This window comes from Blautia sp. KLE_1732_HM_1032, from assembly GCF_025147905.1.
Lineage (GTDB): Bacteria > Bacillota > Clostridia > Lachnospirales > Lachnospiraceae > Blautia_A > Blautia_A fusiformis.
On record NZ_CP102266.1, the window covers coordinates 844,350 to 861,216 of the forward strand.

The 16,867-nt window shown below is 44.9% G+C and carries 14 protein-coding genes; 9 read left to right on the forward strand and 5 right to left on the reverse strand.

Features of this window, described 5'->3' with window-relative positions; translation table 11 throughout:
- Nucleotides 1-22 precede the first annotated feature (22 nt).
- From NQ489_RS04150 to NQ489_RS04160, 3 genes are all read left to right on the forward strand, one after another.
- Entirely contained in the window at nucleotides 23-2,791 is a 2,769-nt protein-coding gene (locus NQ489_RS04150) for a CDP-glycerol--poly(glycerophosphate) glycerophosphotransferase (protein WP_021651924.1), read from the forward strand.
- A gap of 15 nt (nucleotides 2,792-2,806) precedes the next feature.
- On the forward strand, nucleotides 2,807-3,883 hold the full coding sequence (locus NQ489_RS04155) for an acyltransferase family protein (protein ID WP_021651925.1): 1,077 nt from the start codon (nucleotides 2,807-2,809) through the stop codon (nucleotides 3,881-3,883).
- A 304-nt stretch (nucleotides 3,884-4,187) separates the two neighbouring features.
- Complete coding sequence (locus tag NQ489_RS04160; protein ID WP_198013394.1) at nucleotides 4,188-5,510, forward strand: serine hydrolase; 1,323 nt, start codon at nucleotides 4,188-4,190, stop codon at nucleotides 5,508-5,510.
- Nucleotides 5,511-5,649: 139 nt separating this feature from the next.
- Here the strand turns inward: NQ489_RS04160 and NQ489_RS04165 are convergent, their stop codons facing one another.
- Together NQ489_RS04165 and NQ489_RS04170 are read right to left on the reverse strand one after the other, a co-directional pair.
- Complete coding sequence (locus NQ489_RS04165; RefSeq protein WP_015527393.1) at nucleotides 5,650-6,570, reverse strand: substrate-binding domain-containing protein; 921 nt, start codon at nucleotides 6,568-6,570, stop codon at nucleotides 5,650-5,652.
- A complete protein-coding gene (locus NQ489_RS04170) occupies nucleotides 6,563-6,775 on the reverse strand; it encodes a TOBE domain-containing protein (protein ID WP_015527392.1) in 213 nt (70 codons plus the stop codon). The genes NQ489_RS04165 and NQ489_RS04170 overlap by 8 nt, the downstream gene beginning before the upstream one ends.
- A gap of 307 nt (nucleotides 6,776-7,082) precedes the next feature.
- On the opposite strand from NQ489_RS04170, the gene modA reads away from it, so the two are divergent.
- The 3 genes from modA (at nucleotide 7,083) to NQ489_RS04185 (ending at nucleotide 9,797) form a co-directional block, all read left to right on the forward strand.
- Nucleotides 7,083-7,985: a molybdate ABC transporter substrate-binding protein gene (gene modA, locus NQ489_RS04175; protein ID WP_044961707.1), complete on the forward strand. Its 903-nt coding sequence runs from the start codon at nucleotides 7,083-7,085 to the stop codon at nucleotides 7,983-7,985.
- A 67-nt stretch (nucleotides 7,986-8,052) separates the two neighbouring features.
- Nucleotides 8,053-8,748, forward strand: coding sequence for a molybdate ABC transporter permease subunit (gene modB, locus NQ489_RS04180; protein ID WP_021651929.1), 696 nt, complete (start codon nucleotides 8,053-8,055; stop codon nucleotides 8,746-8,748).
- Nucleotides 8,748-9,797: a sulfate/molybdate ABC transporter ATP-binding protein gene (locus tag NQ489_RS04185; RefSeq protein WP_021651930.1), complete on the forward strand. Its 1,050-nt coding sequence runs from the start codon at nucleotides 8,748-8,750 to the stop codon at nucleotides 9,795-9,797. Before modB ends, NQ489_RS04185 begins: the two co-directional genes overlap by 1 nt.
- An 84-nt stretch (nucleotides 9,798-9,881) precedes the next feature.
- Here the strand turns inward: NQ489_RS04185 and NQ489_RS04190 are convergent, their stop codons facing one another.
- Both NQ489_RS04190 and NQ489_RS04195 read right to left on the reverse strand, forming a co-directional pair.
- Nucleotides 9,882-10,970 (reverse strand): PucR family transcriptional regulator, encoded by a 1,089-nt coding sequence (locus NQ489_RS04190; RefSeq protein WP_021651931.1) that lies wholly within the window; start codon nucleotides 10,968-10,970, stop codon nucleotides 9,882-9,884.
- Nucleotides 10,971-11,074: 104 nt separating this feature from the next.
- On the reverse strand, nucleotides 11,075-12,190 hold the full coding sequence (locus NQ489_RS04195; protein WP_015527387.1) for an ABC transporter ATP-binding protein: 1,116 nt from the start codon (nucleotides 12,188-12,190) through the stop codon (nucleotides 11,075-11,077).
- Nucleotides 12,191-12,521: 331 nt separating this feature from the next.
- Between NQ489_RS04195 and NQ489_RS04200 the strand changes: the two genes are divergently transcribed.
- The 3 genes from NQ489_RS04200 to NQ489_RS04210 all read left to right on the forward strand — a co-directional run bounded on the left by NQ489_RS04200 (nucleotide 12,522) and on the right by NQ489_RS04210 (nucleotide 15,650).
- Nucleotides 12,522-12,980: a transcriptional repressor gene (locus NQ489_RS04200; protein WP_021651932.1), complete on the forward strand. Its 459-nt coding sequence runs from the start codon at nucleotides 12,522-12,524 to the stop codon at nucleotides 12,978-12,980.
- Between the two features lie 259 nt (nucleotides 12,981-13,239).
- A complete protein-coding gene (locus NQ489_RS04205) occupies nucleotides 13,240-13,560 on the forward strand; it encodes a DUF6110 family protein (RefSeq protein ID WP_021651933.1) in 321 nt (106 codons plus the stop codon).
- Nucleotides 13,561-13,574: 14 nt separating this feature from the next.
- On the forward strand, nucleotides 13,575-15,650 hold the full coding sequence (locus NQ489_RS04210; protein WP_021651934.1) for a heavy metal translocating P-type ATPase: 2,076 nt from the start codon (nucleotides 13,575-13,577) through the stop codon (nucleotides 15,648-15,650).
- Nucleotides 15,651-15,830: 180 nt separating this feature from the next.
- Here NQ489_RS04210 and NQ489_RS04215 read toward each other — a convergent pair whose 3' ends face one another.
- On the reverse strand, nucleotides 15,831-16,778 hold the full coding sequence (locus NQ489_RS04215; RefSeq protein WP_021651935.1) for an AraC family transcriptional regulator: 948 nt from the start codon (nucleotides 16,776-16,778) through the stop codon (nucleotides 15,831-15,833).
- Nucleotides 16,779-16,867: the final 89 nt, after the last annotated feature.

Consider the following 16,867-nt stretch of genomic DNA (forward strand, 5'->3'; position numbering starts at 1 on the left):
GTAAGGATACAAAAGGAGCAATATGAACAGGGAGTATGAATTTTCAGTAGTTGTTTTTGCAAAAGATACTGCAAAGCTTTACAGAACCTTTAAAAATGTACGTGAGGTCACACCGGAAGGAACGGTACAGATCCTTGCAGTATGCATTGCAGGAGATATGGATATTCCTGATGAACGGGACATGCGGGAGCTGGAGGAAGCCGGAGAAAAGGAGAAAGAGCTCAAGGACGAAGAGCTGGATAAGATCTACGGAGAGTTCAATCCGGAGGATCCTCGTTTCCGGGAGATGCTGGATGACCGGGATCTTTTATATATTGACGGACTGGAATGCGGGGATCTTGTGGCGGAGCTGAAGGATAAGATAGCCGGAAGCTATGTTGTTTTTGCAAAAGCCGGAATCCGTTTTTCCCCAAAATCCAGTGCAGAGATCAGACGCTGCTTTGAGGAAGAAAACAGAGATGTTGTCCTAACAAAGATCCGTGGAAAAGGAAATATCCATGTGCGGGAGCATAATAATTACTGTAACCGTTTCACCGAAAAAACAACGCTGGATAACAATGTATATCTTCTGCATCAGCTGTATACCGCTTACACATTTGCCGCAGATCAGGTGAAATGGGTATCCGAGATCCGTCCGGAGATCTGGTATCTGGATGTGATGACCATGGTATATCAGTCCGTTGTAAGCTGCCGGAGTCTGGGAGTGGCTTCAGGGGAAGATATCTATGTGCAGATCCTTGCGGACCATCTTATGGTGGAGGACTGGAAGAACATGCTGCAGGATCCGGACCAGCTGGAGGTATTTTATCAGGAATTTTTCCGAAAGATCGCAGACTGCAGAATAAAAGAAAATCCTGTTCATGAAAAAAATGCAGATTATGTGCTGTTGTATTACAGCGCAAAAATAGCTGATATCATATTTGATAACGAGAAGCTTGATGAAGAGAAAAAGTGCAGATATGAGGAAGGCATCGAAAGCTTCCTGAAGCAGATGGAGTTTCCGGAGATCGTGATGTCCAATCAGCATATCAGCAGGGCAAACAAAGTATATCTTCTCCGGAAATATTATCCGGATATATGCAAAAAATTTCCGGATCAGGCAGACACGATCCTGAATCCCATATATGACAATCTCCGTGTCAAGATATTCCAGCCGGAAAAAGACCAGCTGCACTGTGAATTTTCCATTGTGGAGCCTGTGAGCAGGACAAACCGTGCATATATGATGACTGGTGGCAACACCTATGAAGCCAGATGGAAATATACTCTGGAAAGAACCGGCTGGTGCAGAGAAGAAAGTGCCGTTGAGAAGCTGTATATCGTGGACATTCCGCTTTCCGAGATCCGGGAGTTTATCAGCTGGGGCACAGGCACAGATGGACATATAAACAAAATGTACAATATTTCCTACGGAAAATATGTGCCATTTACAAAGAAGCTGCCGCTTTTTCTGCATATAGAGGATAAGCTTCTGTATCTTAACGAAAAAGTCCGGATGATCCGTGGAGAGGATCAGGAAGATGCAAAGGTTCTGGGCCATCAGTATGAAGTAACGGTAGAGCCATACAGTCAGAGCAGGGAGAAACAGCTGAAGAAAAAACGCACCAAAGCAATATTTTCTCAGGGAAAGGCCGGAAAAAAGGCAGTTCTCGTGCGTAAGCTCTACGAGATGCAGAAGGCGAAGCAGAAAAAGCAGATCTGGCTGATCTCCGATCGTACAACACGCGGAGATGATAACGGCGAAGTGATGTTCCGCTATCTCTGCGCCAATCCGGACCCTACGGTGGAGCCGTACTTTGTAGTCAACAAGGATACACAGGATTATGTGGAAATGAAGAAGCTTGGAAAGGTTGTGGAGCCTTTCTCCTGGAAGCATAAGCTTCTGTTCCTGCTGAATGAATTTTCACTGTCCTCCCAGGCTAACAAACCGGTGATCAATCCTTTTGGAAAGCTGGAGTATCTGTACCGCGATATCATCTATGACAAAAAGCTGGTATTTTTACAGCATGGTGTGACCAAAGATAACCAGTCCAAGTGGCTGAACAAATACAACCGTAATCTTTTCGGATTTATCGTCAGCACAAAGCCGGAATATGATTCTGCCTTTACCTATGACTATTTTTATCCGGAAAAAAATATCTGGCTTACGGGAATGCCGCGTTATGACCGTCTGGTTCATGATGAGCGTAAGTATGTGACGGTGATGCCTACCTGGCGCAAAAGCCTTTCCTCAGGAACCGATGCCAGAGGGGTATGGCAGCTTGGAAAAGAATTTCAGGAAAGCGAATATTTCCATTTTTATGATGATCTTCTCAACAACGAAAGACTTCTGGGAGCGGCAGAGAAGTACGGATATACCATCTGCTTCATGCCTCACCCAAATACCATTGACGGTCTGCATATGTTCCGTCATGATCCACGGGTAAAATTTATGGATTCGTCTTATTCCTACAAGGACATTTTTGCCCAGACAGATCTGATGATCACGGACTATTCTTCGGTTGCCTTTGATTTTGCATATTTGAGAAAACCCATCGTATACTCCCAGTTTGACAGAGACAGCTTTTTCAGTGGCGCGCATTCCTACACAGAGGGATACTTTGACTATGAGAGAGATGGCTTCGGAGAGGTGGAGCATACACTGGACGGAACTGTGGACCGGATCATCGAATATATGGCAGACAGCTGTCAGATGAAAGAGGAATATCGGAAACGAATGGATGAGACCTTTGCATTTAATGACCGTAACTGTTCCAAACGAGTTTATGAGAGGATCATCGAGAATCGGTAATATGGAGGTTGGATTTTGGAAGGAAAGCAGGCAATAAAGTTTGATAAATATAATTCTCAGGCGATGAAGGGCATTGCCATTGTTATAATGCTGTTCCATCATATGTATCTGAGTCAAGACAGATTTGAGGGGCTGAATGTTGTTTTCACTCCGTTTTCAGCAGATCGGATCATGTATCTGTGCAGAACATTTAAGATCTGTGTACCGATCTATGCATTTATTTCCGGATACGGACTGTATCTCAGTTACAGAAAAAATAATTCTACACCTGGCAAGTGGACAGCCAAAAGACTGATAAAAACAATGGGAGGGTTCTGGATTATATGGGGGCTTTCTGTTGTGAGCTCACAGCTTTATAACGGCTATGCCGTGGCCAGATATTTCGGAAACGGAAATATTGCCAAAGGTGTTAGCGCAATGGTGCTGGATTTTTTTGGTCTGGCGAAACTTTTCGGAACTTCGACTCTGAACGGAACCTGGTGGTATATGAGTGCGGCGATCATTTTTATCATCTGCGTGCCACTGTTTATGATAAAGGAAGAATATCTGGTATTTATTCTTGTGGCTGTTGCAGCATTTCCACGGATAATTTCCCTGGAGGTTATGGGAATTACGGGTATTTATGCATTTTTACCGGTATTTCTCATGGGAATGTGTGTAGCCAAGTATGATCTGTTTAACCGATGGTTTAAGATATGGAATGCTGGAATGAAGCATGTTTTCAAATTTCTTCTGGAGCTTCTTGCGGTGTTTATTTTGTATAAAGCGTACAGAACTTTGCCGCTGACGGTATACAGTGAGATCCACTGGGGTGTGTATCCAATTGTATTTATGGCATTTTGCTGCGAATTTATTAATGTCATTCCGGGAGTGCGACAGATTTTATTGTTCCTCGGAAAACATTCCATGAATATATTTCTGATACATACATTTATAAGAAAATCTTCTTTTGTGTATGTGAGTGGATATTTTCTGACCAATACACTGACGCTTCTGCTGGCTTCACTGGCAGTGTCCATAGCGCTGGAATGGCTGAAAAAGGTAACCGGCTACAACCGCCTGATCCAGAACATCTGCATGAAAATAGGATAATAAAGATAAAGGAGAAAGACCTGTCATTGTCTGTGGCAGGTCTTGTTAAAGTATGAAAGCAAAAAAAACAGTTTGTATATATTGGTTGATATTAATAGTGGTTTTTGGAGGAATTATTGGTATCAGAAGTACAGAGATAAAGGTCGAGGCTGCTGAAAGAACGGTACGATTTTGGGATAACAGTGGAAATTATCTTCAGAAATCTGGCGGGAACTGGTATTTGAAAGATTCTAAGAAGCGAAAACTTACCGGATTACGTTATTTGTCAATTCCAAAGACAGAGTTTTTAAAAACAGGATTTTATATGTTTGATAAAAACGGAAAACTTTTGAGAAAACAATCCGTGTATTATTTTGATAAAAAGACAGTTTCTGGTGTCCGCTTTGATAAATACCACATCACAGACTCCAATGGAAGAATTTCAAAGGGAGAGCGTGGCTTTGTAAACGTAGCTGAACAGAAGGTACGGGGCAAAAAAATTATCGCAGGCATTTATTATGTGGAAGCGTACGGAAAACTGGCTGATCGTGGAACAGTACGCTATATAAGACAGAGAAGATTCGGTGGGCGTAATTTTAAAAGTGGTTATTATTATTTCTATGGAACCGGAAGAATCTGCATGCGTCCGTCTTTTCATAAAGTGAACAAAACAGTTCAGGGAAAAAAGTTTAACGGAATCTATTATTTTGGCAATGATAATGGGAGAATGGTACAGAAGGCAGGGTGGGTAACCTGTGAGGGCCAGCAATATTATGTAGACCAAAATGGAAAAATGCTGGTGAACCGGTGGAAAGATGGTTATTACCTGAAATCGAACGGAACCATTGCGAAAAATATGAAAACACCGGATGGTCAGTATGTGGACTGGCAGGGAAGAAAAAGTACAAGATCAGAGTATGCTTTAAGTGCATTTAAATCGGAATTGGAGAGTTTTGTTTCTGCCTACGGTGGAAACTGGTCTGTTTATATAAAAGATCTGAAAACAGGAAATGTTGTAAACATAAATGATCGGGAAATGTATCCGGCAAGTACGATCAAGGCATTTGTGATGGCGTCGGTCTATGATCAGATCCGTCAGGGAAAAATGCAATACAGCTCCGGTGTGTACAGCTTGCTGTGGGATATGATCACCGTCAGTGATAATGAATGTTATAATGAACTGGTAAGGCGTCAGGGAGGCGGAAGCTTTGTAGGAGGAACGGCTGTAGTGAACCAATATCTTCGAAAGAACGGTTACAAAAATACCGGTTGTCACAGTTCCCTGCATCCGTCTTCTTCTGCCTGGAGCAGTGATGGCTGGCGTAACACGGCATCTGCAAAAGATTGTGGGATACTCTTAGAAAAAATCTATCGAGGTCAGTGTGTTTCTCAACAGTATTCCAGAGAAATGCTAAATCTTTTACTGCATCAGACGAAACGATACAAAATTCCATCAGGTCTTCCGACAGGTATAGTATGCGCGAACAAAACTGGTGAGACAAGCTCAGTTCAGCATGATATGGCAATCGTCTATGGAAAGAAAACAAATTATGTATTATGTATATTTTCAGAAGGCGCTTCCGAAGATCATTTACTGTACGGAATTCGTTCGATTTCTTCAAGAGTATATCAATATCTGAATAAATAAAGATCAGCCAGCAGTCATAGGATCAAGAAACTTCCTTAATTGGGCAAAAATAAGGAGTGATCATTGACGTGCTGGCTGATTTTGTATTATCAAAGAAATGGTTGTGGAAGAATTTTTTACATAAGCGTTTTTCTTAGCCCTAAATATGCCGGATATTTCCGGTGTTAGTAGTATCGTATCCAGTTTGAAGAGCTAAAAACCGGCGGAAAGGTTCGGATGCAATGGTTTCCGCTACGGCCTGAAAGCCGGGGGTGCTCAGATTTTTGGTCTGCATAACCAGGAAGAGTGATTCCTGGCAAACAGGAAGAAAATCCAGCTCCGGGAAGCTTCTCGCTACACAGGCCTCGCCAAGAGCTATGTCTGCCTGTCCGCCAGCCACTGCAGCAGCCGTGGAGTGATCGGTAACAAGCTCATTTCGATATCCGGATATGGAATCCGGTGAAATTTCGGAAGACAGAAGTGTACGGTCAAGAAGGATACGACGGCTGCTTCCTTTTTCGCGGTTCACAAAAATAATATCTGCCCGTGTAAGATCAGAAAATCCCCGGATATTCTTGGGATTTTCTTTTTTTACATAGAAGCCGACAGGATATTGACACAGAGAGATCACAGTCAGTGGGATACCGGGTATAAGGCTATGGATATCTTCTGGTGAGGCGGATGCACAGGCAATGTGGACTTTTTCAAAATAGAGAGAATACAGTCCGTTGTAGGTGTTCATGTGAGACTGCAGAACCGGCAGATTGTCCGGGTGTGTGGGAAGCTGATTCAGGAGAAGATCCAGAGCCGGAGAAGCCTGTCCGCTGATGATCAGTCCACTGGAATGCAGAAGATAATCCCTTTTCAAAAGAGAACTCTCCGGCTGGTGATCATAAGACTGAGCAGAAGACGCAGAACATTCCGAACCCTTAAGATACTGAGACAGCTGTTCCTCGCTGACCCGCAGCTGTTTGCCGACTTTGGAGGAGGAAAGCTCTCCGCGTTTGATCAGGTCATATACTGTGGATTTTTTGATCTTTAGTTTATCTGCAACTTCCTGTGCTGTGTAGACTTTATTCATCGATACCTACCATAACATTGGTTGCCTTAATAACTGCGTAAGCATCAGAGCCTACTTTCAGTCCAAGTTCTTCCACCGCCGCACAGGAGATGGTAGCAGTGATGATATTTCCACCACCGATATCGATGGAAACGATGGAATTTACAGCTCCCTGGTTGATGTTGATGATTTTTCCTTTTAACTGATTACGTGCACTGAGTTTCATAAGTAAGTCTCCTTTTTTTGAATATTGAATGAACCGGATCAGGCAAGTTCTCTGCTTCCGTTGTGCAGAGCAATGAACCTTGTGTGGGATTTGTCTGTATCAGGAGTGCTGTAAGCCACTCATGATAAGAAACGAAGCGGATCGTGAACATCCGCCTGGCTTGTCAACTATGTATTTATGATAGCACTTGCAGAGAAAAACAGCAATGCCTTATAGCTTGACAAGAAACTTTCCTTTCGGTAAAATTAAACAAAACCATTCAAAACTAAACAAAACTGAACGAAACGGAAAAGGAGAGAAACAAAAGATGAAGAAAAAAATCTTAGCAGCCCTTACCGCGGGAATTTTAACAACAGGCCTTATGACCGGAACTGTTTTTGCGGCGGACACAGAAGTGAAAGGTGATGAGAACCTGAAGGGAGAGGTTTATGCATTTATTGCTGCCAGCCTCAGCAATTCCATGGAGGAGATCCAGAAGGATTTCAATGAGCTTTATCCGAATGTAACGATCTATTACAGTGCAGACAGCTCAGGTACACTGCAGACACAGATCGAGGAAGGTGCACGCTGTGATCTTTTCTTTTCAGCAGCAGATAAACAGATGGATGCCCTCACAGAGGAAAAACTGACAAAGGAAGACACCGTTAAGGATCTTCTTGAGAACAAAGTCGTTCTGATCAGACCAAAGGACGGAGAGACAAAGGTAACAGGATTCGAGAATATCACAGACGCTGAAAATATGGCGCTTGCAGGAGAGGATGTTCCGGTGGGACAGTACGCCCGTGAGATCTTTAACAATCTTGGGATCATGGACGATGTAAACAAAATGGAGATCAACGAGTGCAAGAATGTAACGGATGTACTTGCAGCAGTCAGTGAAGGAAGCAATGAGGTTGGTGTTGTATATGCGACAGATGCTGCGTCTGTTACTGATAAAGTAGATATCATCGCAGAGGCGCCGGCAGACAGCCTTAAGACGCCGGTTCTTTATCCTGTGGGACTTATCGAGGACAAGGAAGCATCGGAAGACGATACCAGGGCAGCAGAGGCTTTTCTTGATTATGTAGAGTCTGATGCAGCGATCAAGGTATTTGAGGGCTATGGATTTACAGCATATGAGGATGAGGATTCCGAGGATGCCACAGAAGCTTCTGCAGACAACACGGAGGCTGAGGACAGCACAGCTTCCGCAGACAGCACATCCAAATGAGTATGATGTAGAAAACCGGCAGGCAGTAAATATTGAAACACAGTAAATGCCGGCACAGGAATGAAATATGACAGAATTTTTGAGAGAAATAAACTGGAGTCCTCTGTGGATTTCCTTAAAAACAGGTCTGGCAGCCACAGTGATCGCTTTTTTTCTGGGAATATTTTGCGCCCGGAAGATCATGAAGCTGAAGCCGGGAGCCAGAGCAGTACTGGACGGGATCCTTACTCTTCCGCTGGTACTTCCTCCTACAGTGGCTGGATTTTTTCTGCTACTGATCTTCAGTCTGAAAAGGCCCTTCGGAAGCTTTCTTCTGGATAATTTTGATATTAAGATCGTGCAGACCTGGAAGGGCTGTGTGGTCGCAGCGGCAGTGATTGCATTTCCGCTGATGTACCGCAATGCACGGGCTGCTTTTGAACAGGTGGATATAAATCTTATCCATGCAGGTCAGACTCTGGGGATGAGCGACAGCCGGATCTTCTGGCGGGTAGTCATGCCGGCGGCAGGACCGGGGATCGCATCCGGAACAGTGCTGGCATTTGCACGCGCGATCGGAGAATATGGCGCAACCTCTATGCTTGCCGGAAATATCCTTGGAAAAACCAGAACAGTTTCTGTTGCCATTGCATCAGAGACAGCAGCCGGAAATTACGGAACTGCAGGCTTCTGGGTCGTTGTGATCGTGCTGATCTCCTTTGTGATCGTAGCGCTGATCAATATCGTATCCGGAAGAGGAATGAAAACAAGAAGGTGGATCTGATGGCAGTCAAAGTAAATATCGAAAAAAACTTCCGTGATTTTTCCCTGAAGGTAGATTTTGAAGGCAGTTCGGCAGCCATTGGGCTTCTTGGTGCTTCCGGCAGCGGAAAAAGCATGACCTTACGCTGTATTGCAGGGATCGAAACACCGGATAAGGGAAGGATCGTTATCAATGGAAAAACAGTGTTTGATTCTGAAAAAGGGATCAATTTGAAACCGCAGAAGCGACGGATCGGATATCTGTTTCAGAATTATGCGCTGTTCCCAACCATGACAGTGGAACAGAACATCCGCTGCGGTTATCGTGGGGAAAAATCCTCCGCCAGAGAAAAAGTGGCAGATCTGATCCGGCGATATCATCTGGAGGGGTTGGAGAAGCGCCTGCCCTCACAGCTTTCCGGCGGACAGCAGCAGAGAGTGGCACTGGCCAGAATGATGATTGGAGAGCCGGAAGCTATTCTTCTGGATGAGCCGTTTTCCGCACTGGACGGTTACCTGAAGGATGTGCTCCAGCGGGAGATGCAGGATTTCCTCAAGGACTATCCGGGAGATATGATCCTTGTGACACACAGCAGAGATGAGGCCTATAAATTCTGCAGGGAGCTTTCCATTGTACATGAAGGCAGAATCCTTGTGACCGGGGAGACAAAGCAGCTGTTTGAGAGACCGGGACTTCTGGAGGCAGCAAAGCTTACCGGCTGTAAGAATTTTTCCAGAGCGGAGAGGCTGGGACCTCACGAGATCTATGCGGCGGACTGGAAAATGAAGCTCCATACCGAAGAAAATGTAGATGAGGATATTACCCATGTAGGGATCCGTGGCCACTGGATCCGCCCGGAATCAGAGCCGGGTGAGAACTGTATGGCAGTGCAGGTAGACCAATACATAGAAACTACATTTGAACATCAGTATATGATCCGAAACAAAGCGGAAGAGAATGCTGCCGGATTATGGTGGATGCGTCCCAAAAACAGCTTTACGGAGGATCCGGACAAAGATCTTCCGGAATATCTGTATTTTCCATCGGAGCATCTGATGCTGCTGAAATAAAGAACCCCCGGAAACAGACATTATCTGCTGTTTCCGGGGATTTTTTGTGTTCCTGCATTTTGGATGGATTTTTACGAGCAGAATCTATTTTCCATGATTTCCGGAATAGGTAATGTAATCGGACACCATCATGGCAAGCTTGAAGGCCAGTGCATCCTCAAAGGTACGGATATCCAGGCCAAAACGCTTCTGTAGCTTTTCAAAACGGTACACCAGAGTATTCCGGTGCACATAGAGCTGTCTGGAGGTTTCAGAAAGGTTCAGGTTATTTTCAAAGAAGGTCCGGATGATATTGAGGGTTTCGTCGTCAATAGATTCCAGGGATTCTTCTCCGAAGATCTCGCCTACAAACATGTTGCAAACCTGAGTGGGAAGCTGATAGATCAGACGTCCGATGCCCAGACGGTTGTAACCGAAAACGTTTTTGTCAGCATAAAAGATCTTGCCGACCTCCAGAGCAGTGCGGGCTTCCTTGTAGGCATCGGAAAGCTCCATGATATCATCTGCAACATTGCTGTAGGAAACCCAGGCAGAGGTCATGGCCTCTGTATTGAGCATATCCACCAGCATGCAGGCGATACCCTCCAGTTCTTCGTAGCTTTCGGTGCTCTGAAGCTCACGTACTACGATGATGCCGGAATCATCCAGTGCAGTGATAAAATCCCGTGTGCGGGCAGAAAAGATGTTGCGGATGGTAGCCAGGGCATTTTCGTCCTTGTGCTGCTTGGTTTCCACAAGAAATACCGCACGGCGGGCAGAAGGTGTGATATGAAGACGGGCAGCCTTGTTAAAAGCTTCTACCTGGGAATAGCGGTCCAGGAGAAGATTCTGCATAAAGGAGTTCTTGTCTGTTTTTTCCGTATAGGCAGTGAGGAGACTTTCTACCTGGCAGACAGCAAGCTCTCCGATGGTAGAAGCCTGCTCTCCGGAGCCCCATACGATCAGAAGCATATTGCTCTGAGGTATGTTGTTCAGCTTGTACAGACTGCAGCTGCGGTTGGAGATGCATAAGGCAGGATCCTCCCGAAACTGAGCAAGCTTTTCAGAAGAAGGAAGTCGGCGGTCCCCTGTGGAAATGTATATCTGGTCATTTTCATCCAGAATACAGAAATCAAGACCGCTGATCCGGTTCCAGTCATCCAGACATTTTTGAATTGTTTGCTGTATTTTCATAAAAAGCGTCCTTTCTGATGTGAAATAAAACTAGTGAAATAAAAAGAAACCCCGGGAAATCATATCCCCCGGGGTTACATTCTGTTTTTATGATTCGACGAGAATTAGTTTGTGATAGTAAGCTCTGTCTCTTTGTCGAAGAAGTGAGCTTTCTCCATATCGAATGCAAATCTGATCGGATCACCGGTCTTAGCTGTTGTACGAGGATCAACTCGTGCTGTAACCTGAGTTCCGTCAACATCGAAGTACAGGAATACTTCAGCACCAAGAAGCTCGTAAACTTTAACTACGGAGTTCATTGGTTTGCTTGGAGATGTCTCAAGGAACATCTGAGAATCATGGATATCCTCAGGACGGATACCAAGAACAACTTTCTTTCCAACATAGCCTTTGTCTTTCAGGACTTTAGCCTTAGCTGCCGGAACAATAACCTCATGCTCACCACCGATCGTAGCAACTACATTGCCGCCTTTCTCGGAGATAACAGCATCAAGGAAGTTCATCTGCGGAGATCCCATGAATCCTGCAACGAAGAGGTTGCCTGGTTTCTGATACAGGTTCTGTGGTGTATCAACCTGCTGAACAACACCGTCTTTCATAACAACGATTCTGGTACCAAGTGTCATAGCCTCTGTCTGGTCATGTGTTACATAGATGATGGTAGCACCAAGTCTCTGATGGATCTTAGAGATCTCGATACGCATCTGTACACGAAGCTTAGCATCCAGGTTGGAAAGAGGCTCATCCATAAGGAATACCTTAGGATTACGAACGATAGCACGTCCCATAGCAACTCGCTGTCTCTGACCACCGGAAAGAGCCTTCGGTTTACGATCAAGAAGCTTGTCAAGGTCAAGGATTCTTGCTGCTTCACGAACAGCCTTGTCAATCTGGTCCTTCGGAACTTTACGAAGCTTAAGTCCGAATGCCATGTTATCATAAACTGTCATATGAGGATACAGAGCGTAGTTCTGGAATACCATTGCGATATCACGGTCCTTAGGCTCAACATCGTTCATGACTTTGTCACCGATCTTAAGTGTACCACCGCTGATCTCCTCAAGACCTGCGATCATACGAAGTGTTGTAGATTTTCCACATCCGGATGGTCCTACGAAGATGATGAATTCTTTGTCTTCAATCTCCAGGTTGAAATCTTTAACTGCCTGGAAGCCGTTCGGATAAGTTTTATTAATGTGAGATAATGATAAACTTGCCATTGTTGTTTCCCTCCAAAATTAATATATTGTTTTTACGTAATTTCCTTTGCTGGTTAACAGTATATCGAAAATGAGAGAAAAGGGCTAGAGCTGAATCTTACAAAGTTTCCGGCAGTTTCTTGTCATTCTGACGAAAAAACGAAAGGGGATTTTTCGTCATTTTGTCAAAACGACGGTTTCCTATGTACAGGTTCACGAAACATTATATGGTATTCAGGCAGAATCCTCAATATGTAAAAAAGTTCAAATGAGTTATTTACAACTAACCTAAGTTGGAGTATACTAACTTATTAGATAAAAGAAAAGTTTTCTCAATAAAGGAGGGATCAGAATGCATATTGCAGAAGCCGAAACAGAAGAGAAAAAAACAGGATGCTACCGACATACAGAGATGCAGAGGGATCTTATTATAGAGAAACTGAAGGAGAAGGGGCTCCGCATCACCAGACAGAGAAAGATTCTTCTGGACATTATCCTGGAGGGAGAGTGCTCCTGTTGTAAGGAAATCTATTACAGGGCTTCCGCACTGGATCCGAAGATCGGTGTAGCTACAGTATACCGTATGGTCAATACGCTGGAATCCATTGGTGCTATCAGCCGAAAGAATATGTATCGCGTGGCATGCAGCACAAAAGGCGTCTGCACAGTAGAACTGGATGATGATACGATATGCCATCTGTCCGGACAGAAGCTTAATGAAGTGATTCTTGCAGGACTTCGGGCCTGCGGGGAGATCAGTGAACAGAATATCCGTACCCTGGCGCTGCTGCCTGTTCATGAGGTCGGGTGAGTATGGAAAAGCTATGGCACAATATAATAGGAAAGAAGAGGTTTGTACAGACTAAGAATTAGATAGATTAAACTATTAGTAAAAATTAACTGTTAGGCAAAAATAACTGAAAATTTAACGAATTGTGTTGAATTCACACAAAAAACACTGGACTTTTTTTTACAGACATTTTATAATAATGAAAATATCGGGGCGGACATGAAAAATCCTCACCGGGAATCAGAAAAAAATAAAAATCATATATCAGGAGGAAATTATTATGGCAGACTTTAAATTCAAGAAATCAGGACTTTTTGCAGCAGGCGTTCTTTTCGGTACAGCAGGAATCAAGATCCTCACAAGCAAGGATGCGAAGAAGCTTTACACAGGATGCACAGCAGCTGTTTTAAGAGCTAAGGACTGCATCATGAAAACAGCTACGAATCTTCAGGAGAATGCTGAAGATATTTATGCTGAAGCTAAGGAGATCAATGAGGAAAGATCAGTAGCTGAAGAGGCTGTAGAGGATGTTGAGACAGAAGCAGAGGAAACTGCAGATGAGGATGCATTCAAAGAAACAGCAGAAGAGACAGCTGAGTAAAGAGGCGATTTTCCGTGAAATTTTATATCAAACATGAGACAAGAGGCCGGCTTCGTATCCATCTTGCTCAGAAGAGGATGAGCTACGGGCAGGCAGATACGCTGTTGTATTATCTCGAGAATCTTGATGGAGTGGTTTCTGCCAAGGTATACGAGAGAACCTGTGACGCAGTTGTAAATTATCGGGGCAGCAGAGCTGCGGTTATCCGTGGTATCAGCGAATTTCATTATCAGGATGTAGAGGTTCCTTCACAGGTGCTGCAGAGCTCAGGGAGAGCACTGAATGCAGAATATCAGGAGAAGCTGATCTCCAAGGTGATCTGCCATTACGGAAGAAAGCTTTTTCTGCCATATCCGCTGAATGCCATTTATACAACAGCTACTTCCCTGAAATATATCTGGAAGGGAATCGATACACTTCTTCACCGTAAGATCGAGGTGCCGGTCCTGGATGCCACTGCAATTGGAGTGTCTGTATTACGTCAGGACTTTGGTACTGCAGGCTCCATCATGTTCCTGCTTGGAATCGGAGAGATCCTGGAAGAGTGGACGCATAAGAAATCCGTAGGTGATCTTGCAAGAACCATGTCCCTGAATGTTGGCAGGGTATGGCTGAAGAGAGAGGATCAGGAGATCCTGGTAGAGTCCGGAGAGGTCCAGCCGGGAGATGATGTTGTTGTACGTATGGGTACCGTAATTCCTTTTGACGGAAGTGTTACAGATGGAGAGGCTATGGTCAACCAGGCTTCTCTTACCGGTGAATCTGTACCTGTATGCAAGAAAGAGGGCAGCGTTGCCTATGCAGGCACTGTTGTGGAGGAAGGTGAGATCACCATCCGCGTAAAGACGGTAGGTGGTTCCAGCCGCTATGACAAGATCGTTACCATGATCGAGGAGTCTGAGAAGCTGAAATCTTCTTTGGAGGGAAAGGCAGAGCATCTGGCAGATAAGCTGGTTCCCTATACTCTTGGAGGAACAGCACTTACATATCTCCTTACCAGAAATGCCACCAAGGCCCTTGCGATCCTGATGGTGGATTTCTCCTGCGCGCTTAAGCTTGCAATGCCGATCTCTGTATTGTCTGCGATCCGTGAGGCCGGTACACATAAGGCTACAGTTAAGGGCGGTAAATATCTGGAAGCAATGGCTGAGGCAGATACCATCGTATTTGATAAGACAGGAACTCTGACAAAGGCGAAGCCAACCGTTGTGGATGTGGTTCCTTTTGACAACAATGATCCGGAGGAGATGCTGCGTATCGCCGCATGTATGGAAGAGCATTTCCCACACTCTATGGCCAAGGCTGTTGTCAGTGCTGCCAGGAAGAAGCATCTGGCCCATGAGGAGATGCATTCAAAGGTTGAATATGTAGTAGCGCATGGAATTTCCACTACGATCGAAGACCATAAGGCCGTGATCGGAAGCTATCACTTTGTATTTGAAGATGAGAAATGTCTGATCCCGGAGGATGGCAAGGAGAAATTTGACAATATTCCGGAAGAGTATTCCCATCTGTATCTTGCCATTGACGGACGTCTTGCAGCCGTGATCTGTATTGAAGATCCTCTTCGTGAGGAGGCGAAAGCTTCTGTAGAAGCACTGCGCGGGGCAGGAATTTCCAAGATCGTTATGATGACAGGGGACAGTGAGCGTACAGCAGCAGCCATTGCCAGACGTGTGGGAGTGGACGAATATTATTCCGAGGTACTTCCGGAGGATAAGGCCAACTTCATCGAAAAAGAAAAGGCAGCCGGAAGAAAGGTTATCATGGTAGGTGACGGAATCAATGATTCTCCGGCACTTTCCGCAGCCAATGTCGGTATCGCCATCAGTGATGGTGCTGAAATTGCCCGGGAGATCGCAGATATTACTGTAGGTGCAGATGATCTTCAGGAGCTTGTTGTTCTGAAAGAGATCAGCAATGCACTGATGAAGCGTATCAGACGCAATTACCGTTTTATTATTACCTTTAACGCAGGTCTTATCGCCTGTGGCGTTGCAGGTATCCTGCAGCCGACTTCATCCGCACTTCTGCATAATACCTCCACACTGGCGATCAGCCTGAAGAGTATGCAGAATCTGCTTCCATAGAAAATTTTTAACCGAAGCAAGTAAGTCCCCTGCAGGATTGCGAATATCCGCTTGACAATAAATATAAAAAGCCGGCCAGGTTATCGAAGAGATAAGAGCTTCGTACCTGGCCGTTTTTTTAGGCTGCTCAGACGTGGATCGCAGGTATCAGCCTGAAAGTGTAGGTGTATGAAGTAAGTTTTATTTCTGAGGAAAGGGTTCGCTTTCCAACATCAGTCCGTCAGTCATATGATAGCGTTTCTTTTGGGTATCCGAACGGAGAGGCCGGGTATGAAGGCTTCGGTACCTGGAGGGGCTCATATGATAAAATTTTTCGAAGGTATGTGCAAAATGCTGCCGGCTGTTGTATCCGGAAGAAAAGGCAATATCCGTAATGTGCAGAGTACTGTTGCACAGAAGAAAGGCGGCCTGTTCCATACGCTTGCGGTTGATATAGGTATTGATGGTGCAGCCGTTTTTTTCTGTAAAGAGCGCCTGCAGGTAGGATTTGTTGATCCCTGCATATGCGGAGATGGCAGGAATATCAATGTCTTCCAGATAATGCTCGTCAATATAGCGGAGCGCTTTTTTCAGATAGACGATTCCCTGGGTGTTCCGGCTGGAGCGGGCGCAGAATGCAAGCTCTGTAAGCATGCGGCTGAAAAGAAGAAAGAAGAGAAATTCTTCCTTTTGTATCTGACCGGAATTTTGTTGTAAAAAGGTGAGCAGATCCTTCAGGCTGTATCCGAAGCTGCGGGAATCCGCACCGGAGCAGAAGCCCTGGGAGGATTCCATAAAATTCCAGAACTGGGAAAATCCGGGATCCTTTTTCAGGAGAAGCTCTAGAGCAACCGGACTTTTTTCGGGAGTAAGGGAAAATTCCAGATTCAGGATCGAGCAGGGAAAACCATCCGGAATCTCCAGCCTGTGAGGTACATCCGGCCGGATAAAGATAAACTGCCCGGATTTCAGTGGGAATTCCGTGTCCTGTGTGCCATCCAGGCAGAAAACCCGGCAGGAACCGGAGGTGATATACATGATCTCATAGCTGGAATGTGTGTGATGCTCCATATGATAATAAGGCAGGGAGAGAGCATAAAAAGCAGAAATATGGAAATATCGGGAAGAGTTCTGGAAAATATCTGGCATGAAAAAACCTCCTGAGTATACTGCGAAGCGGAATGTAAATATTTCAGCTGTAAATTGCGAGTCGGACAGATGCAGATATTCGATGAAAT

What these genes read in the sequence shown, in the direction of transcription:
- NQ489_RS04205 (WP_021651933.1), top strand. Translation starts at nt 13,240, where the DNA reads ATGGCAGACTTTAAATTCAAGAAATCAGGACTTTTTGCAGCAGGCGTT.
- NQ489_RS04150 (WP_021651924.1), top strand. Translation starts at nt 23, where the DNA reads ATGAACAGGGAGTATGAATTTTCAGTAGTTGTTTTTGCAAAAGATACT.
- modB (WP_021651929.1), top strand. Translation starts at nt 8,053, where the DNA reads ATGACAGAATTTTTGAGAGAAATAAACTGGAGTCCTCTGTGGATTTCC.
- NQ489_RS04195 (WP_015527387.1), bottom strand. Translation starts at nt 12,190, where the DNA reads ATGGCAAGTTTATCATTATCTCACATTAATAAAACTTATCCGAACGGC.
- modA (WP_044961707.1), top strand. Translation starts at nt 7,083, where the DNA reads ATGAAGAAAAAAATCTTAGCAGCCCTTACCGCGGGAATTTTAACAACA.
- NQ489_RS04215 (WP_021651935.1), bottom strand. Translation starts at nt 16,778, where the DNA reads ATGCCAGATATTTTCCAGAACTCTTCCCGATATTTCCATATTTCTGCT.
- NQ489_RS04185 (WP_021651930.1), top strand. Translation starts at nt 8,748, where the DNA reads ATGGCAGTCAAAGTAAATATCGAAAAAAACTTCCGTGATTTTTCCCTG.
- NQ489_RS04165 (WP_015527393.1), bottom strand. Translation starts at nt 6,570, where the DNA reads ATGAATAAAGTCTACACAGCACAGGAAGTTGCAGATAAACTAAAGATC.
- NQ489_RS04200 (WP_021651932.1), top strand. Translation starts at nt 12,522, where the DNA reads ATGCATATTGCAGAAGCCGAAACAGAAGAGAAAAAAACAGGATGCTAC.
- NQ489_RS04160 (WP_198013394.1), top strand. Translation starts at nt 4,188, where the DNA reads ATGTTTGATAAAAACGGAAAACTTTTGAGAAAACAATCCGTGTATTAT.
- NQ489_RS04170 (WP_015527392.1), bottom strand. Translation starts at nt 6,775, where the DNA reads ATGAAACTCAGTGCACGTAATCAGTTAAAAGGAAAAATCATCAACATC.
- NQ489_RS04190 (WP_021651931.1), bottom strand. Translation starts at nt 10,970, where the DNA reads ATGAAAATACAGCAAACAATTCAAAAATGTCTGGATGACTGGAACCGG.